This window comes from Curtobacterium phoenicis (assembly GCF_047238015.1).
In the GTDB taxonomy this organism is placed as follows: Bacteria; Actinomycetota; Actinomycetes; order Actinomycetales; family Microbacteriaceae; genus Curtobacterium.
Map to the genome: position 1 here is coordinate 2,967,024 of NZ_JBDFLZ010000002.1, position 26,750 is coordinate 2,993,773.

Annotated in this window: 26 protein-coding genes; 13 read left to right on the forward strand and 13 right to left on the reverse strand. The window is 73.1% G+C overall.

Annotated features, from left to right (window positions below):
• From nadC to ABC270_RS14140, 4 genes are read right to left on the reverse strand one after another with little or no spacing between them, the layout of a single operon-like run.
• A complete protein-coding gene (gene nadC, locus ABC270_RS14125; RefSeq protein ID WP_412881363.1) occupies positions 1-927 on the reverse strand; it encodes a carboxylating nicotinate-nucleotide diphosphorylase in 927 nt (308 codons plus the stop codon).
• Positions 924-2,543 (reverse strand): L-aspartate oxidase, encoded by a 1,620-nt coding sequence (nadB, locus tag ABC270_RS14130; protein WP_412881364.1) that lies wholly within the window; start codon positions 2,541-2,543, stop codon positions 924-926. The genes nadC and nadB overlap by 4 nt, the downstream gene beginning before the upstream one ends.
• A gap of 31 nt (positions 2,544-2,574) precedes the next feature.
• Positions 2,575-3,846: a quinolinate synthase NadA gene (gene nadA / locus ABC270_RS14135; RefSeq protein WP_412881365.1), complete on the reverse strand. Its 1,272-nt coding sequence runs from the start codon at positions 3,844-3,846 to the stop codon at positions 2,575-2,577.
• An 8-nt stretch (positions 3,847-3,854) separates the two neighbouring features.
• Positions 3,855-4,562, reverse strand: coding sequence for an NUDIX hydrolase (locus ABC270_RS14140; RefSeq protein WP_412881366.1), 708 nt, complete (start codon positions 4,560-4,562; stop codon positions 3,855-3,857).
• Between the two features lie 103 nt (positions 4,563-4,665).
• Here ABC270_RS14140 and ABC270_RS14145 point away from each other — a divergent pair, with 103 nt between their 5' ends.
• The 3 genes from ABC270_RS14145 to ABC270_RS14155 all read left to right on the forward strand — a co-directional run bounded on the left by ABC270_RS14145 (position 4,666) and on the right by ABC270_RS14155 (position 7,870).
• Positions 4,666-4,947, forward strand: coding sequence for an acylphosphatase (locus ABC270_RS14145; RefSeq protein ID WP_412881367.1), 282 nt, complete (start codon positions 4,666-4,668; stop codon positions 4,945-4,947).
• A 150-nt stretch (positions 4,948-5,097) separates the two neighbouring features.
• Positions 5,098-6,573 carry a DHA2 family efflux MFS transporter permease subunit gene (locus ABC270_RS14150; protein WP_412881368.1) on the forward strand — a complete coding sequence of 492 codons (1,476 nt, stop codon included), beginning with the start codon at positions 5,098-5,100 and terminating at the stop codon, positions 6,571-6,573.
• 49 nt (positions 6,574-6,622) lie between these two features.
• Entirely contained in the window at positions 6,623-7,870 is a 1,248-nt protein-coding gene (locus ABC270_RS14155; RefSeq protein ID WP_412882102.1) for an FAD-binding protein, read from the forward strand.
• A gap of 80 nt (positions 7,871-7,950) precedes the next feature.
• Here the strand turns inward: ABC270_RS14155 and ABC270_RS14160 are convergent, their stop codons facing one another.
• The gene (locus ABC270_RS14160) at positions 7,951-8,448 is read right to left on the reverse strand and encodes a 2'-5' RNA ligase family protein (protein WP_412881369.1); all 498 of its coding nucleotides are present in this window, start codon (positions 8,446-8,448) and stop codon (positions 7,951-7,953) included.
• A 148-nt stretch (positions 8,449-8,596) separates the two neighbouring features.
• On the opposite strand from ABC270_RS14160, the gene ABC270_RS14165 reads away from it, so the two are divergent.
• The 3 genes from ABC270_RS14165 to ABC270_RS14175 are packed head-to-tail and all read left to right on the forward strand — an operon-like array spanning position 8,597 to position 11,255.
• On the forward strand, positions 8,597-9,547 hold the full coding sequence (locus ABC270_RS14165; protein ID WP_412881370.1) for a MetQ/NlpA family ABC transporter substrate-binding protein: 951 nt from the start codon (positions 8,597-8,599) through the stop codon (positions 9,545-9,547).
• Positions 9,547-10,587 carry a methionine ABC transporter ATP-binding protein gene (locus tag ABC270_RS14170; RefSeq protein ID WP_412881371.1) on the forward strand — a complete coding sequence of 347 codons (1,041 nt, stop codon included), beginning with the start codon at positions 9,547-9,549 and terminating at the stop codon, positions 10,585-10,587. The genes ABC270_RS14165 and ABC270_RS14170 overlap by 1 nt, the downstream gene beginning before the upstream one ends.
• Positions 10,584-11,255 (forward strand): methionine ABC transporter permease, encoded by a 672-nt coding sequence (locus tag ABC270_RS14175; RefSeq protein WP_412881372.1) that lies wholly within the window; start codon positions 10,584-10,586, stop codon positions 11,253-11,255. Before ABC270_RS14170 ends, ABC270_RS14175 begins: the two co-directional genes overlap by 4 nt.
• A gap of 317 nt (positions 11,256-11,572) precedes the next feature.
• Here ABC270_RS14175 and ABC270_RS14180 read toward each other — a convergent pair whose 3' ends face one another.
• Both ABC270_RS14180 and ABC270_RS14185 read right to left on the reverse strand, forming a co-directional pair.
• A complete protein-coding gene (locus tag ABC270_RS14180) occupies positions 11,573-12,349 on the reverse strand; it encodes an endonuclease/exonuclease/phosphatase family protein (protein ID WP_412881373.1) in 777 nt (258 codons plus the stop codon).
• A 195-nt stretch (positions 12,350-12,544) separates the two neighbouring features.
• Positions 12,545-13,963 (reverse strand): MFS transporter, encoded by a 1,419-nt coding sequence (locus tag ABC270_RS14185; RefSeq protein WP_412881374.1) that lies wholly within the window; start codon positions 13,961-13,963, stop codon positions 12,545-12,547.
• Positions 13,964-14,162: 199 nt separating this feature from the next.
• On the opposite strand from ABC270_RS14185, the gene ABC270_RS14190 reads away from it, so the two are divergent.
• The 5 genes from ABC270_RS14190 to ABC270_RS14210 are packed head-to-tail and all read left to right on the forward strand — an operon-like array spanning position 14,163 to position 19,480.
• The gene (locus ABC270_RS14190; RefSeq protein WP_412881375.1) at positions 14,163-15,299 is read left to right on the forward strand and encodes an alanine racemase; all 1,137 of its coding nucleotides are present in this window, start codon (positions 14,163-14,165) and stop codon (positions 15,297-15,299) included.
• Entirely contained in the window at positions 15,296-16,132 is an 837-nt protein-coding gene (locus ABC270_RS14195) for an IclR family transcriptional regulator (protein WP_412881376.1), read from the forward strand. The genes ABC270_RS14190 and ABC270_RS14195 overlap by 4 nt, the downstream gene beginning before the upstream one ends.
• Positions 16,129-17,106, forward strand: coding sequence for a sugar kinase (locus ABC270_RS14200; RefSeq protein ID WP_412881377.1), 978 nt, complete (start codon positions 16,129-16,131; stop codon positions 17,104-17,106). Before ABC270_RS14195 ends, ABC270_RS14200 begins: the two co-directional genes overlap by 4 nt.
• A 29-nt stretch (positions 17,107-17,135) precedes the next feature.
• Positions 17,136-17,834: a bifunctional 4-hydroxy-2-oxoglutarate aldolase/2-dehydro-3-deoxy-phosphogluconate aldolase gene (locus ABC270_RS14205; RefSeq protein WP_412881378.1), complete on the forward strand. Its 699-nt coding sequence runs from the start codon at positions 17,136-17,138 to the stop codon at positions 17,832-17,834.
• Positions 17,831-19,480, forward strand: coding sequence for an N-acyl-D-amino-acid deacylase family protein (locus ABC270_RS14210; protein WP_412881379.1), 1,650 nt, complete (start codon positions 17,831-17,833; stop codon positions 19,478-19,480). The genes ABC270_RS14205 and ABC270_RS14210 overlap by 4 nt, the downstream gene beginning before the upstream one ends.
• A 34-nt stretch (positions 19,481-19,514) precedes the next feature.
• Here ABC270_RS14210 and ABC270_RS14215 read toward each other — a convergent pair whose 3' ends face one another.
• Positions 19,515-19,898: a RidA family protein gene (locus tag ABC270_RS14215; RefSeq protein WP_412881380.1), complete on the reverse strand. Its 384-nt coding sequence runs from the start codon at positions 19,896-19,898 to the stop codon at positions 19,515-19,517.
• Positions 19,899-20,046: 148 nt separating this feature from the next.
• Here ABC270_RS14215 and ABC270_RS14220 point away from each other — a divergent pair, with 148 nt between their 5' ends.
• Entirely contained in the window at positions 20,047-21,303 is a 1,257-nt protein-coding gene (locus ABC270_RS14220; protein ID WP_412881381.1) for a hypothetical protein, read from the forward strand.
• Positions 21,304-21,424: 121 nt separating this feature from the next.
• Here the strand turns inward: ABC270_RS14220 and ABC270_RS14225 are convergent, their stop codons facing one another.
• The 3 genes from ABC270_RS14225 to ABC270_RS14235 form a co-directional block, all read right to left on the reverse strand.
• A complete protein-coding gene (locus ABC270_RS14225; RefSeq protein WP_412881382.1) occupies positions 21,425-21,916 on the reverse strand; it encodes a pyridoxamine 5'-phosphate oxidase family protein in 492 nt (163 codons plus the stop codon).
• Positions 21,917-22,189: 273 nt separating this feature from the next.
• Positions 22,190-22,816, reverse strand: coding sequence for a hypothetical protein (locus tag ABC270_RS14230; RefSeq protein ID WP_412881383.1), 627 nt, complete (start codon positions 22,814-22,816; stop codon positions 22,190-22,192).
• Between the two features lie 112 nt (positions 22,817-22,928).
• Positions 22,929-24,038, reverse strand: coding sequence for an LLM class flavin-dependent oxidoreductase (locus ABC270_RS14235; RefSeq protein ID WP_412881384.1), 1,110 nt, complete (start codon positions 24,036-24,038; stop codon positions 22,929-22,931).
• 146 nt (positions 24,039-24,184) lie between these two features.
• Here ABC270_RS14235 and ABC270_RS14240 point away from each other — a divergent pair, with 146 nt between their 5' ends.
• Positions 24,185-25,093: an SDR family oxidoreductase gene (locus ABC270_RS14240; protein ID WP_412881385.1), complete on the forward strand. Its 909-nt coding sequence runs from the start codon at positions 24,185-24,187 to the stop codon at positions 25,091-25,093.
• 147 nt (positions 25,094-25,240) lie between these two features.
• Here ABC270_RS14240 and ABC270_RS14245 read toward each other — a convergent pair whose 3' ends face one another.
• A complete protein-coding gene (locus tag ABC270_RS14245; RefSeq protein ID WP_412881386.1) occupies positions 25,241-25,927 on the reverse strand; it encodes an SGNH/GDSL hydrolase family protein in 687 nt (228 codons plus the stop codon).
• A gap of 10 nt (positions 25,928-25,937) precedes the next feature.
• Positions 25,938-26,675 carry an SGNH/GDSL hydrolase family protein gene (locus ABC270_RS14250; RefSeq protein WP_412881387.1) on the reverse strand — a complete coding sequence of 246 codons (738 nt, stop codon included), beginning with the start codon at positions 26,673-26,675 and terminating at the stop codon, positions 25,938-25,940.
• Between the last annotated feature and the right edge of the window lie 75 nt (positions 26,676-26,750).

A 26,750-nucleotide genomic window follows, 5' to 3' on the forward strand; every position in this document is an offset into this window, starting at 1 on the left:
TCAGGCCGAGACGGCGATGTCGAGCCCGAGGTCGAGGGCCCGAGCCGAGTGGGTCAGCGCGCCGACCGAGACCACGTCGACCCCGGTGGCGGCGATCGCGGCGACGGTGTCGAGGTTCACCCCGCCCGATGCCTCGACGAGCGCGCGCCCGGCCACGATCGCGACGCCCTCCCGGAGCGCGTCCGGTTCGAAGTTGTCGAGCATGATCGTGTCGACGCCGGCCGCCACGACGGGCTCGACCTGGTCGACGCGGTCGACCTCGACCTCGAGGTGGACGGTGTGCCCGAGCCGCTCCCGGGCCGCGCGCACCGCGTCGCCGATGTCGATGCCGCTCGCGAGGAGCACCGCGAGGTGGTTGTCCTTCGCCATCACGGCGTCCGACAGCGACGTGCGGTGGTTCCGCCCGCCGCCGCAACGCACCGCGTACCGCTCGAGCGCGCGGAGCCCCGGGGTCGTCTTCCGGGTGTCGACGATGCGCGCCGAGGTGCCCGCGACGGCCGCCACGTAGGCCGCCGTCAGCGTGGCGACCCCCGACATCCGCTGCACGAGGTTGAGGGCCACCCGCTCGGCACGGAGGACCGAGCGCGCCGACCCCGACACCGTCACGAGGGTGTCCTCCGCGACGAACCGCGCACCGTCGGCCACGTGCACCTCGGCCCGGATCGCCGGGTCCACCGCGTGCATGACGGACACGAACACGCCGCCGCCGCTCAGCACGCCCGGTTCCCGCGCGGCCAGGGTCGCGGTCGCCGTGGCACCTGCTGGGATGAGGGTCTCGCTGGTGACGTCGCCCCACGGCGCGTCCTCCTCGAGCGCGGTGTCGACCACGCGTCGGAGCACGTGCGGCGGGATGGTGCCGGGGTCGACGACACGGTCGCCACCGGCGGTGCGGTCGGGGTCGGTGGTGCTGGTCGTCACGTCGGTCATGCGGGTACCTCCTGGCGGACGGCCGCGGGTCGGAGGACCCAGCCGTTCGGTCGTGCGGCTCGGGGATCGGTGTCGGGGTGGTCGGTCCGGGCGTGCGCACCGCGGGACTCGGTGCGGGCCTCGGCCGCGCGGGCGGTCAACCGGGCGAGGTCGAGGAGGGCGCGGTCCTCGTGCTCGCGGACGCCGACGGGCGCCGGCACGCCCAGGGCGTCGAGGTCGCGGCGCGCGCTCGCGAGGCCGGTCGCGTCACGCAGCAGCCCGACACGGTCCGTCATGACGGACTGGACCGCCTGGCGGACGTGCGCGGTGTCGGTGCGGTGGGCAGCGCCTCCCGTCCGGTCCTGCCGGGAGGCACGGGTCGCGTCCGCCGCGTCGGTGACGGTCTCGACGTCCAGTGTCCCGTCGCCCCGCAGGCGGACCCGGTCGGGTCGCGGTGCGCCGAGCGCGTCCGCTGCGCGGACCGCGAAGACGAGGCCCTCGAGCAGCGAGTTCGAGGCGAGCCGGTTCGCACCGTGCACGCCGGTGCAGGCGACCTCGCCGACCGCGAGGAGTCCGGGCAGGCTGGTCCGTCCGTCGGCGTCGGTGGCGACCCCGCCCATGGCGTAGTGGGCGGCGGGGGCGATCGGGACGCCCTCGCGGGTCCAGTCGAACCCGGCGGCGCGTGTGGCCCGGGTGAGGCCGGGGAACCGTCGGACGAGGAAGTCCGGGTCGAGGCCGGTGGCGTCGAGGAGCACCGGCGCGCCGCCCTGTGCGCGCACGGCGGCCGCGATGCCCCGTGCCACGACGTCACGCGGGGCGAGCTCGGCATCCGGGTGGACGCGGGTCATGAAGCGGTCCCCGCGGGCGTCACGGAGCACCGCTCCCTCGCCGCGGACCGCCTCCGACACGAGCCCGCCGTCCGGGACGGCCAGGCGGGTCGGGTGGAACTGCACGAACTCGAGGTCGGCGAGGACGGCCCCGGCCCGCCAGGCCGCAGCCTGCCCGTCCCCCGTCGCGACGAGCGGGTTGGTGGTCTCGCGGTAGAGGTGTCCCGCGCCGCCCGAGGCGAGCACGACGGCGTCGGCGTCGAGTCGCCGCGGTTCGCCGAGGAGGTCGAGGACGTCGAGCCCGACGACCGCGCCACCCTGGACGACGAGGTCGACGAGGCAGGTGCGCTCGAGGATCGTGACGTGTCGCCGGTGCAGGGCGTCGACGAGGGTCCGCTCGATCGCCGCTCCCGTCGCGTCGCCGTCGGCGTGGACGACCCGCCAGCGTCCGTGCGCGGCCTCGCGACCGCGGGCGAGGTCGTCGCCGTGACGGTCGAGGCTCGCCGGGTCGGCGGTCCGGTCGAAGGGCACGCCGAGCGCGAGCAGGTCGCGGACGCGGGCGGGTCCGTCGGTGCAGAGCACCTCGACGGCGCGGGCGTCGGCGCTGCCGGCTGCCGCGACGTGGGTGTCGGCCTGGTGCAGGGCGGCGGAGTCGTCCGCTCCCAGCGCCACGGCGACCCCGCCCTGCGCGTACCGGGTGGCGCCGTCGGTCAGCGTGCCCTTCGTCACGAGCGTGACGTCGTGGCGGCTGCTCGCGCGGATCGCGGCGGTGAGCCCGGCGATCCCGGACCCGACGATGACGACGTGCACGGTGTGCTCCTTCCGTCCCGGCAGCCGGGCGTCAGCCGCGGGGCTTGGCCGCGAGCATGCGCTCGAGCGCGACCTTGGCGTCGGCCTGCACGTCGGCGGGAACGACGATCTCGTTGAGGACCTTGCCGCGGACGAGCGCCTCGAGCACCCAGGCGAGGTAGCCGGGGTGGATCCGGTACATGGTCGAGCACGGGCAGACGACCGGGTCGAGGCAGAAGATCGTGTGCTGCGGGTACTCCGCCGCGAGCCGGTTCACCATGTTGATCTCGGTGCCGATCGCGAAGGTCGTCGGTTCGGTCGCCGCCGCCACGGTCTTCCGGATGAGGTCGGTGCTGCCCGCGTGGTCCGCGGCGTCGACGACCGCCATCGGGCACTCCGGGTGGACGATGACCTGCACGCCGGGGTGGTCGCGACGGGCCTGGTCGATCTGGTCGACGGTGAAGCGGCGGTGCACCGAGCAGAACCCGTGCCAGAGGATGACCCGTGCGTCCTGCAACGTCTGCTCGTCGTTGCCCCCGAGCGCCTTCCGCGGGTTCCACATCGGCATGAGGTCGGTGCTGATGCCCATCGCCTTCGCCGTGTTGCGGCCGAGGTGCTGGTCGGGGAAGAACAGGACGCGCTGCCCGCGCTCGAACGCCCACTCGAGGACGGTCGCGGCGTTCGAGCTCGTGCAGACGATCCCGCCGTTCCGACCGCAGAACGCCTTGAGGTCCGCCGCGGAGTTCATGTAGGTGACGGGGATGACCGGGACGCGCCCGTCGGCGTCCGGCTCGGTGCCGTAGACCGCCGTGAGCTCGGCCCACGCCTGCTCGACGCTGTCGATGTCCGCCATGTCTGCCATCGAGCACCCGGCGGCGAGGTTCGGCAGGATGACGCGCTGGTCGTCCCGCGCGAGGACGTCCGCCGTCTCCGCCATGAAGTGGACCCCGCAGAACACGATGGCCTCGGCGTCCGGCTTCGTCAGCGCGGCGTTGGCGAGCTGGAACGAGTCGCCGAGGAAGTCCGCGTGCCGGACGACCTCGTCACGCTGGTAGAAGTGCCCGAGCACCACGACGCGGTCGCCGAGGGTCGCCTTCGCCCGCTCGATCCGCTCGTGCAGTTCCTCGTCGCTCGCGGTCTTGTACTCCTCGGGGATCCCGCCCTGCCGGGGCGCCCCGGTCGGGATGACGTCGGACATCGACGACCCCGGACCGTAGCCGGGGCGGGAGTCGAAGTCCCACGTGGGCACCGCGAGGTCCGGCGTGCACGTGCTGCCGGCGGCGCCGCCGTTGGAGATGAGCTCGATCGTGGTCGCGATGGACACGGTGGTTCCTATCGGTTCGTTGGCTGCTCGGCCCGCTGGAGCGGGCCGTTGTCCGCGTAGGCGAGGTCGGGGTTGGAACGGTAGAGCCGGGCCGGACGGTGCCGCCCCCCGCTCGTGGTCTCGTCGGTGGGCAGGACCGCGTCGGTCTTCTCGACCTGCCGCCGGAAGTTCGCGGGGTCGAGCGCCCGCCCGAGCACCGCCTCGTACACGCCCCGCAGCTCGGCGAGGGTGAAGCGGTCGCCGAGGAACGCCTGCGCGATCCGGGAGTACGACATCTTGTTCCGCAGCCGCCACAGCGCGTACGCGACGATGCGGTCGTGGTCGAAGGCGAGCGGCGGGTGCTCGTCGGCGAGGAACCAGCGGACGTTCCAGTCGTCGGGCACGACGTTCGCCTCGTCCGGGTGCACCAGGGCCCAGTACACGATCGACACGACCCGGCTCGGGGACCGGTCGACGTCCCCGAAGGCGTAGAGCTGCTCGAGGTAGCGCGGCTGCACGTTCGTGGTCTCACGCAGGCGTGCCGCGGCGGAGTCCTCGAGGCCCTCGTCCGGCTGCACCCATCCGCCCGGGAGCGCCCACGAGCCCTCGTACGGCTCGGCGACGCGACGGACGAGCGGCATCCAGAGCGCCGGCGCGCCGGTGTCCGGGTGCGGACGCAGCGCCACGATCACGGTGGACACCGCGACGCGGATGGGGGCTACAGGAGATAGTGTCATGTTGACTCGAAGTGTTCGGGTTGCGATGACTCTATCACCGGGTTTCACGAGTCGGTAACACCGCCGAAAACTCGTCCGGTGAGCGCACGCCTACGGTGAGGGCATGACGACGGTGACGAGGATGCACGCGGTGGTTTCGGGCACGGTGCAGGGGGTCGGTTTCCGGTACTGGACGGCACGGAAGGCCGACGGGCTCGACCTCGTCGGGTACGCGCGCAACCTGTTCGACGGGACGGTCGAGGTGGAGGCGGAGGGACCGTCGGCAGCGGTCGACCGGCTCATGGAGCTGCTGCACAGCGGGCCGCCGTCCGCCGAGGTGACCGAGGTGTCGCTCCGCCCGGTCATCCCGCACGGCGACACCGAGGGGTTCTCGATCCTCCACTGAACGCGGCGCACGGAGGGACGGCGGGGTGTCGTCGACAGGGACCTGCCGCGTGTCGGACGGAAGCGGAATAATCGAATCCGTTCAGGCGGTTGCCCTGTCTGCGCTCCGGCGCCCCTCGTCCCGTACGTCGCGATCCACCAGGAGCCCCGCATGACCCAGGCCGTCGATTCCGCACCCCGCACCGGGAGCGTGACGCAGCCGTCCCCCGGTGAGACCCGCCTCGTCATCGGGCTCCTGCTCGTCTCCGCGTTCGTGGTCATCCTCAACGAGACGATCATGGGCGTCGCGCTCCCCCGTCTCATGGACGACCTCGGCATCAGCGCGGCCACGGGCCAGTGGCTGACGACCGGCTTCCTCCTCACGATGGCGGTCGTCATCCCGATCACCGGCTTCCTGCTGCAGCGCTTCAACACCCGACCGGTGTTCGTCTGGGCGATGAGCCTGTTCTCCGCCGGCACGCTGATCGCGCTCCTCGCGCCGGGCTTCCCGATGCTGCTCGTCGGGCGGATCGTGCAGGCCAGCGGGACGGCCATCATGATGCCGCTCCTCATGACGACGGTGCTCACACTGATCGAGCCGGCCCACCGCGGCCGCGTCATGGGCAACATCTCGATCGTCATCTCCGTCGCCCCGGCGGTCGGACCGACGATCTCCGGGCTGATCCTCAACGCGTTCTCGTGGCGCTGGCTCTTCGGCTTCGTGCTCCCGATCGCGCTCGCCGCGCTGATCCTCGGCATGGTCAAGGTCCGCAACGTCTCCACACCGCGGAAGGCCCCGATCGACGTGCTCTCCGTCGTCCTGTCCGCGTTCGCGTTCGGCGGGCTCGTGTACGGGCTGTCGAGCATCGGCGAGGCCGGGTCGACCGGGCCGCTCGTGCCGATCGTGTCGCTCGCGGTCGGCGTGGCCGCCCTCGCGGTGTTCGTGCTCCGACAGACCCGTCTGCAGCGCAGCGACTCGGCGCTGCTCGACCTCCGCACGTTCCGCACCACCGGGTTCACCATCCCGATCGTCGCGATGGTCGTCAGCTTCATGGCGATGTTCGGCACGCTCATCCTGCTGCCCATCTACCTGGAGCGCGTCCTCGGGCTCGAGGTCCTGCAGGTCGGGCTGCTCCTGCTGCCCGGCGGTCTCATCATGGGGCTGCTCTCACCGGTGGTCGGTCGCCTGTACGACCGCCGCGGCCCGCGGGTGCTGCTGATCCCCGGCTCGATCATCGTGAGCGCCGTGCTCTGGGCACTCGCCACGGTCGACTCCGGCACGAGCGTGTGGTTCGTCCTCGGCGCGCACGTCGTGCTGAGCATCGGGCTGGCGCTCACCTTCACGCCGCTCTTCACCTCGGCGCTCGGCGGTCTGCCGCCGAAGCTCTACTCGCACGGCAGCGCGGTGCTCGGCACGGCGCAGCAGCTCGCCGGTGCCGCGGGCACGGCACTCTTCGTGACCCTGCTCACCATCGGGGCGGCCGGTGCGGCGAGCTCGGGCGCGGCCGACGTCGCGGCCGCCACGGCGACCGGTGTCCGGACGGCCTTCCTCGTCGGGGCGGTCATCTCGCTGGCCGGCATCGTCACCGCGTCGCTCGTCCGTCGCCCGGCCACCCCGGAGGGCGCACCGGCACCGTCGATGCACTGACGGCCGCGCACGCCCGCGGCTGTCGGCGGAGCATGGCATCGTGGGCGCCATGCGGTCGACGACGAGCGAGCTGAACTGGTCCGGCACGGTCACCTACACGGCGGAGCGCGTCGTCCGGCCCGGGTCCGTCGCCGAGGCCGCCGAGGTCGTCGCCCGCTCCCCGCGGGTGCACGGCCTCGGCACCCGGCACTCGTTCAACGACGTGGCGGACACCCCCGGCGTGCTCCTCGACCTGACCGGCGTCCCGACCGACCTCGTCGTCGACGCCGAGGCCCGCACGGCGACGATAGGCGCGGGGACCCGCTACGGACTCGTCGCCCCGGAGATCGACCGCGCGGGGTTCGCCCTGCACAACATGGGTTCCCTGCCCCACATCTCGATCGGTGGGGCGGTGGCCACGGGCACGCACGGCTCCGGTACGACGCTCGGTTCGCTGAGCACCGCCGTCCGCTCGTTCGAGCTGATCGGCCCCGACGGCGGTCTCCGCACCGTGCACCGTGACGACCCGGGGTTCGCGGGCACGGTCCTCCACCTCGGCCTGTTCGGCATCGTGACCCGGGTGACGCTCGACCTCCAGCCCACGTACGACATGAGACAGGACTCGTACGGCCCGATCCCGTGGGAGGTGTTCACCGCGCACGTCGCCGAGGTGCACGCCGCCGGCTACTCGGTCTGCTCGTACACCGTCTTCGGCGACGAGATCAGCGACGTGCTCGTGAAGTCCCGCGTCCCTGACGGCGCCGTCGACGTCGCCGTGCCGGAGCACCTCCTCGGTGCGCCGAAGCGGCCGGGGACGCCCGGTGACGGCCACCACACGGCCCGTGACGGCTCGGTCGGTCCGTGGTGGGACCGCCTCCCGCACTTTCCCATCGAGTCCGTCCCGAGCGTCGGCTCCGAGGTGCAGAGCGAGCACTTCGTCCCGCTCCGGCACGCGGCGGACGCCCTCGACGCCGTCCGGACGATGGCGGACCGCATCCAGCCGCACCTGCACGTCTGCGAACTCCGGACGATGGCGGCCGACCCGTTCTGGCTGAGCCCGACCCAGGGCGAGGACGTGCTCTGCATCGCCTTCACGTGGAAGAAGCACCCGGCCGAGGTCGCCGCGCTGCTGCCGGACCTCGAGGGGTTGCTCGCGCCCTTCGACGGCCGGCCGCACTGGGGGAAGATGAGCTCCCTGGACGGCGAGACCATCGCCGGGCTGTACCAGCGCCTCCCGGCCGTCCGCGACCTCGTCCGCGCAGCGGACCCGGACCGCGTCTTCGGGTCCGCCTTCGCCGAGCGCGTCCTCGGGATCTGACGGCGACACGCTGACGGCCGCAGGCGGGACGCCGATCGGCCGGCGCAGCCGGGAGGCCCGTCCCGGCGCCGACCCGCTCCTCACGACAGCGGCGTCACCGTCTTCGTCTCGCCGTCCCAGGACCGCACGCCGCCGACCTCGAGCACCTCGGGCAGCGGCGCCCGACGGAGCGCAGCGAGCGCCCGCGGGAGGTCGACGTCGCGCACGCGGCGGGCGAACGACACGTGCGGCGACCACGTGCCCGGCAGCGAGGTGTCGACGCCGCCGGGAGCGGCCCGGTGGACGGCAGCGTGGAACGTTGCGAGCTCGGGATCGACGACGACGGCCCGGACGAGCACGGACCGCTCCGGACCGGCCGGGAAGAGCAGGACGCCGCCGAGCCGGAGCATCGCGGGCACGGGCGCGTCGAACCCGGACGGGACGGGCAGGTCCGGCCCCGCAGCGAGGGTGACGTGCGGCGCGTTCGACTCCGAGACGTGCCGGCCGAGGCTCGGCAGGTCGTCGGCGATCAGCTCCTCCCACACGGCACGGACCGCCGCGTCCGACGCCGGGGACAGGACGAGTTCGATGCTCCGCACCCGTCCGAGTGAACCGGACCGCGCTGTCACACGGCTGTAACACGGCGGAACGCAACTCGCGACCCCCGCGGGTCACCGGTCACACTCGACGGACGCCGCGGACCACCGCGGCGTCGACCACCGCACCGCTCACCCCACGAGGAGCACCATGTCCGCACCTGCACTGCCCGAGAAGCCGAAGGGCAAGCGTCCGATCGGATGGATCGTCGCGGCCGCCGTCGTCGTCGTCGCGATCGTCGTCGCCGTGATCGTCGGTGCCGTCCGCGCGGGCGGGAACGACGGGTCGAACGCTGCCGACGGCGGTGCGGCCAAGACCGTGAAGATCGGTGTCGCGGACAAGGCGCTGCCGTACTGGAAGACCTACACGAAGCTCGCGAAGGAGAAGCTGAACGTCACCGTGCAGCTCGTGAACTTCTCCGACTACTCGCTGCCGAACCCGGCGCTCAAGGACGGCCAGGTCGACATCAACCAGTTCCAGCACATCCAGTACCTCGCGGACTACAACACCACGTCGAACGACGACCTCCAGCCGATCGGCTCGACGGCCGTCTACCCGCTGCCGCTCTACGCCACGAAGTACGACAGCGCCTCGGCCCTGCCGGCGAACGCGAAGGTCGCGATCCCGAACGACGCCATCAACCAGGCACGCGCGCTCCTCGTGCTGCAGGACGCGAAGCTCCTCACGCTGAAGAACGGCGGCACCGCCTTCTCGACCACCGGTGACATCGAGACCCACAAGGTCGACGTGCAGACCCTCGACGCCTCGCAGACCGCGAACGCACTGCAGCAGGGCTCCGTCGCCGCGGCCGTCGTGAACAACAACTTCGCGACCGCTGCCGGCCTGCCGGTCAAGGACGTCATCTCGAAGGACGACCCGTCGAGCGCCAGCGCGGCCCCGTACGTCAACGTGTTCGCCGTCCGGAAGGCCGACGAGGACAACACGACCTACCTGGCCCTCGCGAAGCTGTTCCAGGACAGCGCGGTGCAGAAGGCGTTCAAGGAGGACTACCCGCAGGCCGTCGCGCGCGACGTGAGCGCGACGAAGCTGCAGAGCGAGCTCGCGGCCGTCGAGCAGGACGCGAAGGCGGCCAAGCAGTAGTGCCCGCGCTCGTCGAACTCCGCGGCGTCTCGAAGCACTACCGCCGCGCCGACACCGGCGAGACCGTCACCGCGGTCGAGGACGTCTCCCTGGACGTGCACCAGGGCGAGGTCCTCGGGGTGATCGGGTACTCCGGCGCCGGCAAGTCGACGCTCGTCCGGCTCGTCAACGCCCTGGAGCTGCCGAGCTCCGGGTCGGTGACGGTCGCCGGACAGGACCTGACGGCGATCCCCGAGCGGGATCGCCGTCAGGCGCGTCGGCGCATCGGGATGATCTTCCAGCAGTTCAACCTCTTCCGGTCCCGGACGATCGCGGGCAACGTCGCGTACCCGCTCAAGGTCGCCGGCGTCGGCAAGCAGGAGCGTGACCGTCGGGTGGCGGAGCTGCTCGACTTCGTCGGGCTGCTCGACCGCGCGTACGCCTACCCGGAGCAGCTCTCCGGCGGGCAGAAGCAGCGCGTCGGCATCGCCCGGGCGCTGGCGTCGAACCCCGAGCTCCTGCTCGCCGACGAGGCCACGAGCGCCCTCGACCCGGACACCACGTCCGAGGTCCTCGGGCTGCTCCGCCGGGTGAACCGGGAGCTCGGCGTCACGATCATCGTCATCACGCACGAGATGGACGCCGTGCGGCAGATCGCGGACCGCGTCGCCGTGATGGAGCACGGGCGCGTGGTCGAGGTCGGCGACGTGTACGACGTGTTCTCGGCGCCGCAGACCCCGGCGGCGCAGCGCTTCGTCCGGACCGCGCTGCACGACCGTCCCTCGGCGGAGCAGCTCGTGCGGCTCCGCGAGCACCACACCGGTCGTCTGGTCACCGTGCAGATCTCCGACGAGGTCGGCCTGCAGAACCGCATCGACGCCGCGTGGCGGTCGCACGGTGTCACGGCCGAGCTCGTCTTCGGCGGCGTCGGGGAGATCCGGGAGCGTCGCATCGGCTCGCTCACCTACGAGTTGACGAGCGACGACCCGTCCGCGGTCGACCGAGCGGTCGCTGCGCTGCGCGACGGTGGCACCACCGTGGACGAGGAGGCAGCGGCGTGAACAACACCTTCCAGAGCGTGGTCGACACGTTCGACGTCTTCGTCGCCTCGGTCCGCGACACCCTCGTGATGACGATCATCTCGCTCGTCGTCGCCGGGGTCATCGGCCTCGCCCTCGGGCTCACGCTCTACGCGACCCGACCGGGCAACCTGCTCGGCAACCGGACGGTCCACACGGTCGTCAACGTGGTCGTGAACATCGTCCGCCCGATCCCCTTCGTGATCCTCCTGGCCGCGATCGGGCCGCTCCAGCGCGAGGTGGTCGGGACCACGATCGGCGTCCCGGCGGTGACGTTCGCGATCTCGTTCGCGGCGTCGTTCGCGGTCGCCCGGATCGTGGAGCAGAACCTCCTCGCGGTGGACCCCGGCGTGGTGGAGGCCGCTCGTGCCTCGGGTGCGCACCCGGTGTCGATCCTCCTCACGGTGCTCATCCCGGAGGGGCTCGGGCCGCTCATCCTCGGCTACACGTTCATCTACGTGGGCATCGTCGACATGACGGCACAGGGCGCGATCGTCGGCGGCGGTGGTCTCGGCGAGTACGCGATCAACTACGGCTCGCAGCGCTACGACTGGTGGATCGTCTACGTGTCGGTCGCGGCGATCGTGGTCATCGTCCAGCTCGGCCAGTTCCTCGGGAACCGGCTGGCACGGGCGACCCTGCGTCGCTGACGCGACGGGGGTCGCGGACGCGACCGGGGACGGACGGGAGGCGCGGTGCCGGCTGGCACCGCGCCTCCCGTCCGTCGTCCGGTCGTCGCGCCCGCGTACGTCGAGCGGTCGTCGCGCCCGCGTCGGGTTCCGCGGCTCGCGGCTCGCGGTCCGTCGAGGTTCCACGACTCGCCGTTCTCAGTTCATCGAGGTTCCACGAACCGACGGATCGACTGCCGAGATGCCGTACTTTCGGAACCTCGCCGGAGCGCGACGGCGCACGCCGCCCAGGCGGACGCGCTCGCCGACCGAGCCGCGACCGACTTGCGGCGGGGGCGTCAGGCGGCGGGAGCGTCGATCGTCGGGTACCCGGCGGTGTCGCCGGGGTGCTCGTAGTGCGCCCGCACGAGGATCGGGCGGTGGTCGGAGACTCCCGCGGGCAGGGTCTCGACGCCGGCGATGTGCAGCCCGACGCTCGTCGCGAAGTCGAAGTGCCCCGTGAACTTCCGGTAGCGGAGGTACGTCGGCTGGTCGGAGAGCGACAGCGCGAACCCGTGCTGCTCGATCTTCCGCCGCAGGTTCGTCTGGAACCACGGGTAGTTGAAGTCGCCGACCATGATCGCCGGGGCCTCGCTCGAGAGGTCGCGGACGAACTGGTGCGCGGCCTCGATCTGCTTGCGGCGGAGGGAGTTCGTCGCGGTCAGGGGCGACGCGTGGAACGACGCGACGATGACCTCGGCATCGGCCTCACGGTCGCGGAGGTGCATCGCGATGAGCCGCTCGTGGGCCGGCGCGAGCACGCGGTCGTGCAGCGACTTCTGCAGCGAGTGGATGCTGAAGTCCTGGAGTTCGAAGCGGTCGTCGCGCTTGTAGATCGCGAGACCGAGCCGGTTCGCCTTGGTCGACGCGGCGAGCGACAGCCCACCGACGGACTGGGCGAGGTCGTTCGAGTCGCACTCCTGCACGCAGAGGACGTCGGCCTGTGATGCCTCGGCCAGGGACGCGAGTTCGCCGTTCGCGGTGTGCTCGCGGAGGTTGTAGCTGACGACGCGCAGTGCGGTCGGCTGCACGTCGGCGTCGGGGCCGAGCGTCCCGTGCTGCTGTGGAGCGGCCATGCTGCCTTCCTGTTCCGGGTGGCGTCCTGTCCGGGGTACCGGGTCACCCTGCCGGAGCGAAACTACTCGGCCTCCGCGGCAGGTTGCTGAGACTGTAGCGCGGGACGGGTCCCCGGCGTGTGACCGTGTCGCGAACGGACAGCGGCCGCGCGGCACGCTCAGGCGCGCACCCGCTCCGGCCGGGAGCGCACACGGTCAGGCGCCGACCCGCACCCGCCGGGCGGGTCGCACGGTGTCCCCCGCGGTCCGGCTCATGAGCACGCCCTCGACGCACGCGACGACCAGGAGCGCTGCGATCACCCAGAACGCCACGACGTACGGCCCCGACCCGCCCAGGCCCGCCGCTGCTCGGATGACCACCGCGGCGACGGCGACGCCGAACCCGGCCGCGGTCTGCTGCAGCGTCGAGGAGAGCGTGTTCGCCGGGGTCATGTCCGCCTGCTCCACGTCGGCGAACGCGATCGTGTTGTACGCGGTGAAGCCGACCGACCGTGCGGCACCGCTCACGACGAGCAGCACCGCGAGCAGCCAGAACGGCGTGTCCGGCGTCGTGAACGCCATCGCGACGACGCTGAGCGCGGCGACGGCGGACGACACGACGATGACGGGCCGGTACCCGAACCAGCGGAGGAAGGGCGTCGTCATGGGCTTGATGCCGAGGTTGCCGACGAAGACCCAGAGGACCGCGGACCCGGCGAGCACCGCGCTCCACCCCCACGCGTCCTGGAAGAGCAGCGGGAGCACGAACGGCACCGCCGAGACGGCCAGGCGGAAGAGGCTGCCGCCGGCGTGCGACACCCGGAAGGTCTCGAGCCGGAACGACTCGAGTCCCATGATCGGGTGCGGGGCACGCCGGAAGTGCCGGATCGCGAGCCAGCAGCACACCGCGCCGAGGACCCCGGAGACCACGACCGCGACGACCGGGATGACGTCGAGCGCGAGCAGCGACGCCATCACGACGAGCGCGCCGAGCCCGAAACACGCGAGCAGCGACCCGAGCCAGTCGAAGGGCACCCGCTCCGGCGCACGCTCCTGCGGGACGAGCACCAGCGCGGCGACGAACGCGACCACCCCGAGCGGGATGTTGATCAGGAAGATCCAGTGCCACGAGAGGGTGTCGACGAGCACGCCGCCGACGAACGGGGCGATGATCGGTGCGGCGAGCGCCGGCCAGGTCAGGATCGCGATCGCCGTGACGAGCTGGTCGCGTCCGGCGCTCCGCAGCACGACGAGCCGACCGACGGGCACCATCATCGCCCCGCCGAGGCCCTGCAGGATGCGCCAGAGCGTGAGGTCGACGAGTCCGGTCGACGCGGCGCAGAGTGCCGACGCGATCGTGAACAGCGCGATCGCCGCGGCGAACACGGTCCGGGAGCCCACCCGGTCGGTCACCCAGCCGCTCACCGGGATGAACACCGCCAACGTCACGAGGTAGGCGGTGATGGCGACGCCGACGGCGGCCGAGTCGACACCGAGGTCACGGCCCATCGCGGGCGCGGCGGTCGCCAGGATCGTGCCGTCGAGCAGCTCCATGAAGAAGGTGCCGGCCACGAGCACGGCCACCGCGGTGCTGCGGGTGCGCCGCGGGGAGGGCGTCGATGTCGTCGTCGTCATTTCGAACGAGATGCTATGCCCGCTCGGGTTCCAGACCGCCCGCAGCTCGGGACGTTCTGCGCTGCACAATGGAACGGGTGCCGCCGTTGTCCGGACCGCGCCGGACGGACGAACGTGGCAGCACACCCGCAGCACCGCACCCGCAGCACCACATCCGCGGCACCGCACCCGGAGCACCACCACTCGACGAGGAGGCCCGATGACGACGCACGTGCTCGACGACGTCCTGCTGCCGGCGATGACGCTCCGCGAGTCAGCCCTCGCCGCGAACGCCGCCGTCATGCAGGCGTACGTCGACCGCCACGGGCTGCGCTTCGCGCCCCACATGAAGACCCACATGGCGCCGGCGCTGGCCCGCCGGCAGCTCGACCTCGGCGCCTGGGGCGTCACGGTCGCCTCCGTCCAGCAGGCCGTCGTGGCGTGGCGGCACGGCATCCACCGGATCTTCATCGCGAACGAGGTGCTCGACCCGGCCGGCCTCGCGTGGATCGCGGGCCGGCACGCCGAGGACGCGGACGCCGACGTCCTGTTCCAGGTCGACTCGCCCGCCGGCGTCAGCGCAGCGGCGGCGCACGGACCGCTCCCGGTGCTCGTCGAGGTCGGGTTCCCCGGCGGCCGCACGGGCGTCCGGTCCCCCGAGGACGGCATCGCCCTCGCGCGCACCGCACACGGAGCAGGGCTCGAGCTCCGCGGGGTGACCGGCTACGAGGGCGGCCTGCCCGGCCCCGACGAGGCGCGAGACTACGTCCGCGGGGTCCTCGCGGTGACGGAGGCGGTCCGCCCGCTCGTCACCGCACGCCGGACGCTCCTCAGCGTGGGCGGCAGCGCCTGGTTCGACGCCGTGGTCGAGGTCGTGGAAGCCCGCCCCGCCGACGTCGACGTCCTGCTGCGGTCGGGAGCATCGCTGACGCACGACGACGGTTTCTACGCCGAGCGGACGCCCTTCGGTCGCCACCCCGAGGAGGGCCGGCTCGAGGCCGCCATCCGGGTGTGGGGTCGGGTCACCTCCGCCCCGGAGCCCGGTCTCGTGCTCGTGGCCGTCGGCAAGCGGGACATCAGCTTCGACGAAGGGCTCCCGGTCGTGCGCGAGGTCCGGCCTGGAGGGACGGCGCAGGCCCGCCCCGTCGCTCCCGCTCCGGGGTCGGTCACCGTCACCCGCCTCGATGACCAGCACTGCTACCTGCGGACCACCGACGAGGCGCCCGCCCTCGCCCCGGGGGACGTCGTGGTGTTCGGCATCTCCCACCCCTGCACGGTGTTCGACAAGTGGCGCCGGGTCCTCGTGCTCGCCGACGACGACACCGTGCTCGACACGATCGAGACGGAGTTCCGGTGACCACCCCGCCCGACATCCCCGCCCGCAACGCCGCGCTGTCGCTCCGACGAGGACTCCGGCTGCTCGACCACGTCGCCGAGCGCACCCGGAACGGCGAGGTGTCGGTCAGCCTCGGCACCCTGGCCGCGGAGCTCGGGACGTCGAAGTCGACCGTCCTCCGTCTGACGGCCCCGATGGTCGAGACCGACCTGCTCCGCCGGACCGCCGACGCCGGGTTCACGCTCGGGCTCGGGGCGCTGCTCCTCGGGCAGAGCTACCTCGAGGGCATCGACCTGCGGGCGGCCGCGGCACCGTTCCTCCGCCGGACCGCCGAACGGACCGGGCTCACCTGCCACCTCGTGGTGCCGGACGGCACCGACATCGTCTACGTCGACAAGGTCGAGACGCGTGGGACGGCTCGGATGGGCTCGCGCATCGGCAACCGCCTCCCGATGCGCAACACCGCCTCCGGCAAGGCGATCGTGGCGTTCGGCGAGCCGGACCTGCTCGCCCGGGTGCTCGCCGAGCCCGTCCGGGCGATGACGGACCGCACGATCACGGACGACGTGCGGTGGCGTCGCGAGGTCGAACGGACACACCAGCGCGGCTACGGCATCGACGACCGCGAGAACGAGCCGGACATCCGGTGCGTGGCTGCCCCGGTGTTCGACCACGCGAACCAGGTCGTCGGGGCGATGAGCATCTCCGGGCTCGCGTCGCGGTTCCCCGCGGCCGCGGTCCGCGAGCTCGGAACCGGGGTGGTCCGGACGGCGCACGAGATCTCGGTGGCGCTCGGGTCGTCCTCGGCCCAGCTGGCGCTCCACCGGACGGCAGCGGACCGGAGCGCGCGGTGACCGGGCGCGTGGTCACCGTCGGCGAGACGATGCTCCTGCTCAGCGGGCAGTCGGTCGGAGCCGTCCCGGACCTCGACACCATGCGGGTCGACACCGGCGGAGCGGAGAGCAACGTCGCGATCGGACTGGTCCGGGCCGGCGTGCCGACGACGTGGGTCGGTCGCGTCGGGACGGACCCGGCCGGCGACCGCGTCGTGGCGGACGTCGCCGGGGCAGGCGTCGACGTCGTCGCGGTGGCCGACCCCGACCGCTCCACCGGGCTGATGATGAAGGAACGGCTGGCCGACGGCCGGACCCGCGTGACCTACCACCGTCGAGGGTCCGCCGGTTCGGCGATCGGGCCCGAGGACGTCCCCGCCGGACTCGTCGAGCGCGCCGCGCTCGTGCACCTCAGCGGGATCACCCTCGCGCTCTCGGACCGTTCCCGTGCGACCGTCGACGCCGTGCTCGACCGGGCCGAGGCCGCCGGGGTCCCGGTCTCCTTCGACGTGAACCACCGCCCGAAGCTCATCGACCCGGACACCGCGCGCGAGCGCTACCGTGCGGTGGTCGAACGCTCGGCCGTGGTGTTCGCGAGCGACGACGAGGCCCGCCTGGTGCTCGCGCGCGAGGAGCGGCCGGACGACGAGGCCGACCTCGCTCGCGGGCTCGCCGGACTCGCGCGCGGCACCGCGGTAGTGAAGCTCGGCTCCCGCGGCGCCGTTGCCGCGGCGGACGGCACCCTGCACCGTCGGGCCGCGACGCCCGTCCGCGTGGTGGACCCGGTGGGTGCCGGGGACGCCTTCGTGGCCGGGTGGCTCGCCGCGGTCCTCGCCGGTGCTACCCCGGCCGTTGCGCTCGACCGCGCGGCGGACGCCGGGGCGCTCGCCTGCACGGTGGCGAGTGACTGGCGGCTGCCTGACCCCGACGCGGTGGTCACCGTGACCGATGCCCCGGAGGTCGACCACACCGTGCACGACCGGGTGGACCGCTGATGGTCGCCCCACGACAGGAGACTCCCCCGATGACCGACACCACGGCGCAGAGCCCGGTCGCACCCGGCCCGGCAGCATCGACGAGCCCGGCGGCGCCGACGAGCGCGCCCCGACACCGCCACGAGGCCGGACCCGCGGTCGCCATCCTCCGCGGCGGCACCGGCGAGCACGTCGAGGACGTCATCCGGGTGCTCGTCGACTCCGGGGTCCGGGCGATCGAGCTCACCACGAACACCCCACGCTGGCAGGACGGCATCGCCTGGGCGGTGGATCGGTACGGCACCTCCGCCGCGGTCGGCGTCGGGACCGTGCTCGACCCCCGGCAGCTCGACGAGGCCGCCGCCCTCGGCGCGACCTTCGCGGTCAGTCCGCACACCGACCCCGCCATCGGCGAGCGCGCCCACGAGCGGGGCCTCGGCTGGTACCCGGGTGCGGCCACCCCGACGGAGATCGTCACGGCGTGGCGGCACGGAGCGCGGGCGGTGAAGGTCTTCCCGGCAGCGCAGCTCGGCGGGCCGGCGTTCCTGAAGCAGGTCCTCGCGCCGCTCGACTTCGTCGACGTCATCCCCACGGGCGGCATCGGCGTGGACGACGCGGCCGACTACCTCGCGGCGGGTGCGGTCGCGGTCGGCCTCGGCTCGCCGCTCGTCGGGGACGCCCTGCGGGACGGGGACCTCGACGGACTCCGCGCGCGTGCCCTGCGGCTCGTCGCGGCGCTCGGCCGATGACGACGCCGAGCCCGGCGCTGAGCCCGACGACCACGCCGGTGCTCCTCGTCGGCGGGTCGATCGTCGGTGACGACGGCCGGTTCCACCGACGGGACGTCCTGGTCGCCGACGGCCGCGTGGTCGAGGTCGGCGATCGACTCCGCGCCCCCGCCGATGCCCAGGTCGTCGACTGTGGCGACCGGGTCGTCATGCCCGGCTTCGTCGACGCGCACTCCCACGCCGGATCGCTCGTGTTCGACGAACGTGTCCAGCTCGCGCTCCTGCGGCAGGGGGTGACCACGATCATCACCGGTCAGGACGGCGTCGGACCGGCACCGGGCGACGGCTCGTACGCGGCCCGGTACTTCGCCGCCATCGACGGCGCGCACCCGACCTACCGCGGGGGCGGGATCGCCGGGTTGCTCGCCACCTACGACGGCACGACGCCGGTGAACGTCGCGACGCTCGTGCCCGCCGGCACCGTCCGACACGAGGTCATGGGCGACGACGACGGCCCGGCCGACGGCGCCCAGATCGACGCGATGCGGGCCCTCGTGCGGCAGGGCATGGCGGACGGCGCGGTCGGACTCGCGACCGGACTCGACTACGTGCCGGGGCTGTACGCCTCGACCGAGGAGATCGCTGCCCTCGCCGCCGAGTCCGCAGCGGTCGGGGGCCGGTACGTGACGCACATGCGCGGTGGCTACGAGACGAACCTCGCTGCGGGCGTCGACGAGATCGTCCGGATCTGCCGCGCGGGTGGCGGGTCCGCGCACGTCTCGCACCTGCACGCCCCCGTCCGGCTCGCCCTCGACGAACTCGACCGGGCCGCGGCGGTCGGCGCGCCCCTGTCGTTCGACGCCTACCCGTATTCACGGGGGTGCACGATCCTGTCGATGCTGCTCCTGCCGGCGGAGCTCGCCCGGCCCGGCACCGACGACCTCGCGCGCGCGTTGACGGCCGAGGGCGGTCGTGCACGGGTCCGCGGCGCGGTGCTCGACCGGGTGCTCAGCCGCGCGGATCTCGGGACGGACTGGGCGGAGCAGGTCACGCTCTCGCACGTGCCGGCCGCCGAGTTCCACGCGCTGCAGGGCCGGACGCTCGCGGACGCGGCCGAGGCCACCGGCACCGACCCGGTCGACCTCGCGCTCGACGTGCTCGTCGACTCCGCACTGCAGGTGACCGCCGTCATGCGGGTACCCCGCCCGCGGACGCCGACCGAACTGGCAGAGCTCTACCGGTACGGCGGGCACGCCGGCGGCTCGGACGGCATCTTCGTCGGCACGCACCCGCACCCGCGCGCGTACGGCACGTTCGCGCGGTACCTCGCCGAGTACGCGCGGACCGGCCTGCTCGGCTGGTCGGAGATCCAGGAGCACCTGTCGACGCTGCCCGCGGACCTGTTCCGGCTGGGTCACCGCGGTGCCGTCGCCCCTGGGTGGACCGCGGACCTCGTGGTCGTGGACCCCGAGCGGGTCGCCGCCCGGTCGACGTACGCCGAGCCGATGCTCCTCGCCGACGGCATCGACGACGTCCTGGTCGCCGGCGTCCCCGTGCTCCGGGACGGCGCGCTCACGGGGGCGACCCCCGGTGCGGGGCTCAGACGGGCACCGTCCGGGCACGCCGGTCGGCCGACCGGGTCTCGACGGCAGCCACCCGGCCCGTGACACGCGGTGCGCCACGGGCCGGGTGAAGAGCCGTTCAGGCGGAGGGCAGGACCGCGACGACGTCGATCTCGACGAGGATGCCGGCGAGGTGCGACTGCACCGTCGTCCGGACCGGGTACGGCTGGGAGAAGTGCTTCGCGTACTCCTCGTTGAACGCGGCGAAGTCCCGGTCGGAGTGCTCGAGGTGCACGGTGGACTTCACGACGTCGTCGAGCGTGGCGCCGTGCTCAGCGAGCACCGCGGCGACGTTCGCCAGAACCTGCGCGGTCTGACCCGCCACGTCGTCGGCCATCGCCCCGGTCGCGGGGTCCTGCGGACCGAAGCCGGCGGTGTAGAGGAAGCCGTTCGCGACGATGCCCTGGCTGTAGGGTCCTGCGGGCTGCGGGGCGTTGTCGGTGACGACGGCGGTCTTCGGCATGGTGCTCCTGTCGGTCGGATCGTTCCGTCCACCGTAGGCGGCGGCGCGCTGCGCAGACCGGCCACCTGACGGCCGCTTTCCGTCCTGCAGAACGTCGGGCGGGCCTCCCGGCTGGGTCTCCCAGGGAGCGGACGACTACCCTCGACCCGTGCCGCCCGAATCGACGCTCTCCGGATCGCTCGCGACCGGCCGACGGCGGTTCACCGACCTCGCGACCAGCCTGCCGGCCTGGTCGGCCGTGCTCCTGGTGTGGTTCGGCGGGCGCGCCGTGTCGACGTTCTGGCTGGCGCTCGCCTACCCGCTGATCGGCCGCGCGCTCCCCGCCAACGCGATCTGGGGCAACGACCACGGCTTCCTGACCTTCCTGACGGCGTGGGACGGGCAGTACTACCAGCAGATCTCGCTGCACGGCTACCCGACGACCCTCCCGACGGACGCGGCCGGACACGTGACGCAGAACGCCTGGGCCTTCCTGCCGGCCTTCCCGTTCGCGATCCGCATGCTCACGGCGTCCACCGGGATCACCTTCGAGGTCGGTGCGCCGTTGATCGCCCTCGGCGCCGGACTCGTCGCCACCTTCCTGCTGTACCGGCTCGTCAGCGACCACGCGGGCCACGGCGCGGGGATGTGGGCGGTGTTCTTCTTCACGTGCGGTCCGCTGTCGTTCCTGCTGCAGGTCGGGTACGCGGAGAGCACGTTCCTCGCACTGACGTTCGGTGCGCTCCTCGCCCTGGAGCGTCGGCGCTACGGGCTGCTGACCCTGCTCGGCGTGGTGGCGGCGTTCACGCGTCCCGGTGCCCTCGCCGTCCCGCTCGTGCTCGGCGTGGTCGTGCTCGTCCGCTGGGTCCGGGCCCGTCGCGCGGACCGGGCCTCCGGCGCGGCCGACCGCACCCTGGACGACTTCCCGCTGCGGGAGCGCGTCGCGGCCGTCGCGTCCGGGCTCGTGATGGCGGCCGCGGGGGTCGCCTGGCCGCTCGTCGCGTCGCACGTGACCGGGACGCCGAACGCCTACCTCGAGACCGAGATGTCCTGGTGGGTGAACTTCATCGGGCGGGTCGACTTCGCGCCGATGACCCCGTGGTTCCTCATCGCGCTGCGGTGGCTCGGTGTGGGCGGGGTGTTCATCGTCGTGTTCCTGCTCGTCGCCTACCCCGTCTGGCTGCTCCGGCGCTCGACCCGGCAGCTCGGGCAGACGACCGTGCTCTACTCGGCCGCGTACGCGCTGTACATCTTCGCGGTGTCGCTCCCGATGGCGTCGACGCCGCGGCTGCTCATGCCGCTGGCGCCGCTGTTCGGGTCGCCGGAGCTCGTCGCGAAGCCGTGGATGCGGTGGACCTTCGTGACCTGTGCACTCCTCGGGCAGCCGGTGCTGGTGGCGGTGCTGTGGCTGCTCGGCCCGCCGTGAGCGATCGTCGCCGCCGCCGGTCCGGGTGTCGCTGTGGAACGACGAAGCCGCTGTCGTGCGACAGCGGCTTCGTCGTACCACAGCGGCCAGCTCGAAGGCGGGCCCCCGTGTGCCCGTTCAGCTAGAGCTCGACCGTCCCGTGGTCGCCCGTGTCCGGTTGGCTCTGCTTGCCGAGCGCGGCCTTGAGGGTCTGCACGAGGCTCCCCACGGGGCCGGTGTCCTGGGTCCAGTACTCGACCGAGTCCCCCTCGACCGTGAGGAGCCGGATCGACGGGTCCTGACGCCCCTCGGGGAACCAGGCCTCCGCGAACGGCGACCACAGCTCGTCGATGACGGTCTCGTCCTTGGTCACGGTGGCGGTGCCGGCGATCGACAGGTAGCCGCCCTGCGACTCGATCGCGACGTTCACGTGCGGGTTGCGGGCGATGTCCTCGACCTTCTCGCTGCCGTCCTGCACCAGGAAGCGGAGCGTCCCGTTGAACGCCTTGTCCTGCACCGCCAGCGGCCTCGCGTGCAGCGCTCCGTCGGCGTTGACCGTGGTGAGGAGCGCCGTGCGGGCTCCGTGGACGATGTCCGAGATGGCTGCTCGCTGGTCGGCTTGGGTGTCGGTCATGGTTGGTCCTCCTCGTCGTGCGCCCCGTTGTGCCCGACGTGCGGCCGGGTCTCCCCGGGGCGCGTTCCGTTCGGACCAGTGTGCTCCGGGACGCTGTGATGCGTCTGCCTGGAGGCACGACGCGCGTCCGCAACGCCGGGCGGAACCGGGGGTACCTGGCGGAACCGGGGGTACCTGGCCGTCCGGCGGCGCCGGTCATGCCCGGATCGACGAGCCATCGCGCCGGCGATGGGAAAGAACGTGCGCGGGGACAGTCGGGGCGGGCGGGAACCCTCAGACGGCGGGCTCCCGGATCGTGGTCTCGACGTCGACCACCTGCGGGATCCGCGGCATCGACGCGAACCCGAACGCGACCGGCGGGTCGAGCGGGGTGATCGACCCGAGGGGCGTGCCCGCCCACGTCCCCCGCACACCCGTCACGTCGTGCGCCCCGGTCACGCCGTAGTACTCACGCCGACCGTTCCCGGCAGTCCCCGCCGTGCCCGCGCCGGGTGCGAGGAGCCGGGCGACCGGGTCGATCACGGTGAGCCACCGCCAGTCCCGGGCGATCGGCTTCGGGACGATGCGTAGCACCCTGCCGAGGGGCGAGATCCCGCCGACGTCGATCGAGGCTTGCAACGGGCCGGCGTCGAGCTCGAGGCCGCGCGCGGTGCGGCGCGTCCGGACGTCGACGACCGAGACGGTGTCGAAGCGGTAGGTGCCGGAGACGTACGCCGCGACGAGCTCGTCGGGGGCGAGGAGCACCGAGCTGCCGTCGGCCTGTTCGAGGAACACGTCCGTGAACGGACCGAACGGCGACCGCTCCCACATCCCGACGACGATCCGGACGCCGGAGGTGCTGCCGACGCCGAGGATCTTGCCGCGGAAGCGTCGTTCGGTGGGCTCGGGGTTCCGGGACATGCGCCGGACGCTACCCGCGCCCGCCGAGAGCGGCGTGACGGGCGCGCTCCGTGCCTCCAGGCCGGACGGGACGCGGCGCGACCGACGCGACCGGCGCAACCGGACCGCCGGCTCAGGGCACCGGCACCGGCTCCGCGAGGAGCTCGCGCACCCGGGGTGCGACCTGCGTGCCGTAGAGCTCGATCGACCGCATCATGTCGTCGTGGGGCAGGCGACCCGTCGCGTACCGCATGTCGAACCGCGAGACCCCGAGGATCCGCATGTTCCGTGCGATCTTCCGCGCGACCGTCTCGGGTGAGCCGACGTAGAGCGAGCCGCCCGCCGAGAGCCCGGCACGGTACCCGGCGACGTCCAGGGGCGGCCAGCCGCGCTCCCGGCCGAGCTGGTCGGTGACGGCCTTGTGGTAGGGCCAGTAGCGCTCCGCGGCCTCCTCGTCGGTGGCGGCGACGAACCCGGGCGAGTGCATCGCGATCGGCTGCTGCGGCAGCTCGAGCTGGGTGAGCGCCTGGCGGTAGAGCCGCGAGAACGGGGCGAACTGCGCGGGCTGCCCGCCGATGATCGCGAGGAACAGCGGCATGCCGTAGCTCGCGGCGCGGATCACGGACTGGGGTGAGCCGCCGACGCCGATCCAGGTCGGGATCGGGCCGTGCTCGAGCTTCGGGTAGACGTCCTGGTCGACGAGCGGTGCGCGCTTCGTGCCGGACCAGGTCACCTTGTCGCCACCGCGGAGGGCCGCCCAGAGCTGCACCTTTTCCTCGAAGAGGACCTCGTAGTCGCTCAGCTCGTACCCGAACAGCGGGAAGGACTCGGTGAATGACCCGCGGCCGAGGATGACCTCGGCGCGCCCGCCGGAGATCGCGTCGACGGTGGCGAAGCGCTCGTACACGCGGACCGGGTCGTCCGAGGAGAGCACCGTGACGGCGGACCCGAGGCGGATGTCCTTCGTCGATGCGGCGATCGCGGCGAGGACGACCTCGGGCGCGCTGACGATGAAGTCGGCACGGTGGTGTTCGCCGACGCCGATGAAGTCGATGCCGAGCTGGTCGGCGAGCACGGCCTGCGCGACCACGTCGCGGATGCTCTGGGCGTCGGACTTGACCGAGCCGTCGGGGAGCTCGGTGACGTCGCCGAAGGTGTCGAGGCCGAGCTGGACCGGGCCGACGCGGTCGGGTGCGGGCGGTGGCACGTCCGAGGGTCGGTCGGTGCCGAATGCGTTGCTCATGCGTCCTCCTGCGACGTCCCGTTCAATGCGTTTGCATGAATCTACCACGCATCCGCCGCGCGCGCAGCACCCGCCGCCCCGCGCGCAGCACCCGCGTCCGCCGCGCGCGCAGCAGCCCCGCACCCGGTCGGAGTACCGTCACGCCCATGCCGAAGATCCCCGACCAGTCCGGCCGCCGCATCGTCGTCACCGGCGCGAACAGCGGGACCGGCAAGGAGACCGCCAGCCGCCTCGCCGCCGCCGGTGCGTCCGTGGTCCTCGCCGTCCGCACCCCCTCCAAGGGCGAGGACGCCGTCCGGGACATCCGCGCTGCACACCCCGGCGCGGACGTCGAGGTGCGCGAGCTCGACCTCGCCGACCTCGCGAGCGTCCGCCGGTTCACGGACGGCATCGCCGCCGACGACCGCCCCCTGGACGTCCTCGTGAACAACGCCGGGGTCATGGCGCCGCCGAAGCGGTTCGAGACCGTCGACGGCTTCGAGCTCCAGTTCGGCACGAACTTCCTCGGCCCGTTCGCGTTGACGAACCTGCTGCTGCCGACCCTGCTCCGCGCCGAGGCGCCCCGTGTCGCGACCATGTCGAGCCTCGCGGCACTCTTCGGCAGCATCCGGTTCCCCGACCTGCAGTGGGAGCGCGGCTACAACGGCTGGCGGGCGTACGGCCAGTCGAAGCTCGCCGACCTGCTCCTCGCGCTGCACCTGCACCGGCTCGCGGTCGAGCGGGACTGGGACCTCGTCAGCACGGCAGCGCACCCCGGCTACACGCGGACGAACCTGCAGTCCGCGGGGCGGTCGCTCGGCCGTTCGAAGCCCGTGCGGTCCCACGACCGTGCGCTGCCGTTCACGCAGGACGTCGAGCAGGGGTCGGAACCGCTGCTGTACGCCGCCGTCGGTCCGAACGCCGTCGGCGGCGCCTACTACGGACCCGCGGGTTTCGGTGGCCTCACCGGTCCGACCACGGTGGCGTCGATCCCCCGGTCTGCCCGGAGCGCGGACCTCGCCCGCTCGCTGTGGGCGGTCGCCGAGGACCTCACCGGGACGGCGCCGCCCGCCTGACCGGGCGTCGGCACGGTGGGCACACCCGCCCCCGCGCGCTCACCGGGTGGCGGTTCCGCAGCCCGGCCGGGTGGCGGTTCCGCAGCCCGGCCCCGCGTCGGGTGCCCGGCCCGGCCTGGAGGCGCGGTGCACCCCCGACGGCTCGGCTCACCAGCGCAGGTGGTCGCGGTCCAGGGCGCCGGTCACCGCCGCGAGCAGCGCCCGCTGGCCGCGGGCGGTGGGGTGCACGTCGTCGCGCTGCATCCAGCCCGGGTGTCCGCGGAGCGGCTGCCCGAGGTCGAGCCAGGAGCCGCCCACACCGTCCACCGCGGTGCGCATCGCCGCCGAGATCACGGCGAGCTGGGCCGGCGGGGGGTCCTGGTCCCAGACCGCGCCGAGGCCGACGACGCGGGCCCGCGGCAGGAGTCGGTGCACGGCCGCGACGAGTTGCTGCGTCGCACCGTCGAGCTCGTCGTCGTCCTGCCCGAGGTCGTTCGAGCTGGCCTGCAGCACGACCACGGCCGGGTGCAGCGCGGCAGCCTGCTCGGCGAGTTCCTCGTAGGTCGCCGAGCACTGGTCGTCCCCCTCCGCGAGCACCCCCGCGCCGTCGCAACCGAGGTCCGTCAGCCGGAGGTGGTCACGGGCGGCGAGCAGCTCCGGCCACGCCAGGTCGGGGCGGAGTCCGTGTCCGATCGTGATCGAGTCGCCGATGACGACCACGCGGGCCCCGGTCGGCACAGGGCCGAGCGGCAGCACCGCCGTCACGTCCGACGAGCACCCCGCGAGCGCACCGCAGAGCGCCAGGGCGACGGCACCGACGAGGGCGACGAGGGCGGCTCGGGAGCGGCGACGCACGACGTGCCCGTCAGAACTGCACGTCGTCGCGGGTGAACGCCGCCGTGACCGCGGCCGCGATCGCCTGCTGCCCGCGGACCGTCGGGTGGACGTCGTCGGACTGCATCCAGTTCCCGTGTCCCCGCAACGGTTCGCCGATGTCCACGTAGGTGCCGCCCTCGCGCCGGAGCGCCACGCGCATCGCCTTCGAGATCTTCGCGAGCTGGGCGGGCGGGGCGTCCTGGTTCCAGATCGCGCTGAGCCCGATCACCCGCGCGCGCGGCATCCGGCGGTGCACGTCGTCGACGACCTGGTCGGTGGCGCTCCGGATCTCGGCGGTGTCGAGCCCGAGGTCGTTCGAGCTCGCCTGCAGCAGGACCACCTGTGGTCGGAGTTCCACCGCGCGCTTGACGAGCGTCGCGTACGCGCTCGCACAGTCGTCGTCGTCCCCGAGTGCGGCCACGCCGGCACCGTCGCAGGAGAGGTTCGTGAGGGACCAGCCGTCCGTGTCCGCCATCAGCGCGGGCCAGGCCTCCGCGGTGGTGAGGCCGTGCCCGCCGGTGATCGAGTCGCCGATCGCCACCACACGGACGCCGTCGGCCTGGTCCCAGGGGATGGCGGGGCCCGGTGTGGGCGTCGCGCGGGCGCTGGCGCTCGTCGACGGCTCCGCGCCGGCGGCGGCGGACGGCTGCTCGCTGCACGCGCCGAGGGCGATCACGGCGAGCGCCGCGACGCCGACGACGAGCGCGCTCCGGGTCCGGGTGGTCACGGAGCGCGAAGCTACGCTCGTCGGCCATGGCCCGGCCGTGCGTGGCGCTGCGGGTGCGCTCAGGCGCGGGGACCG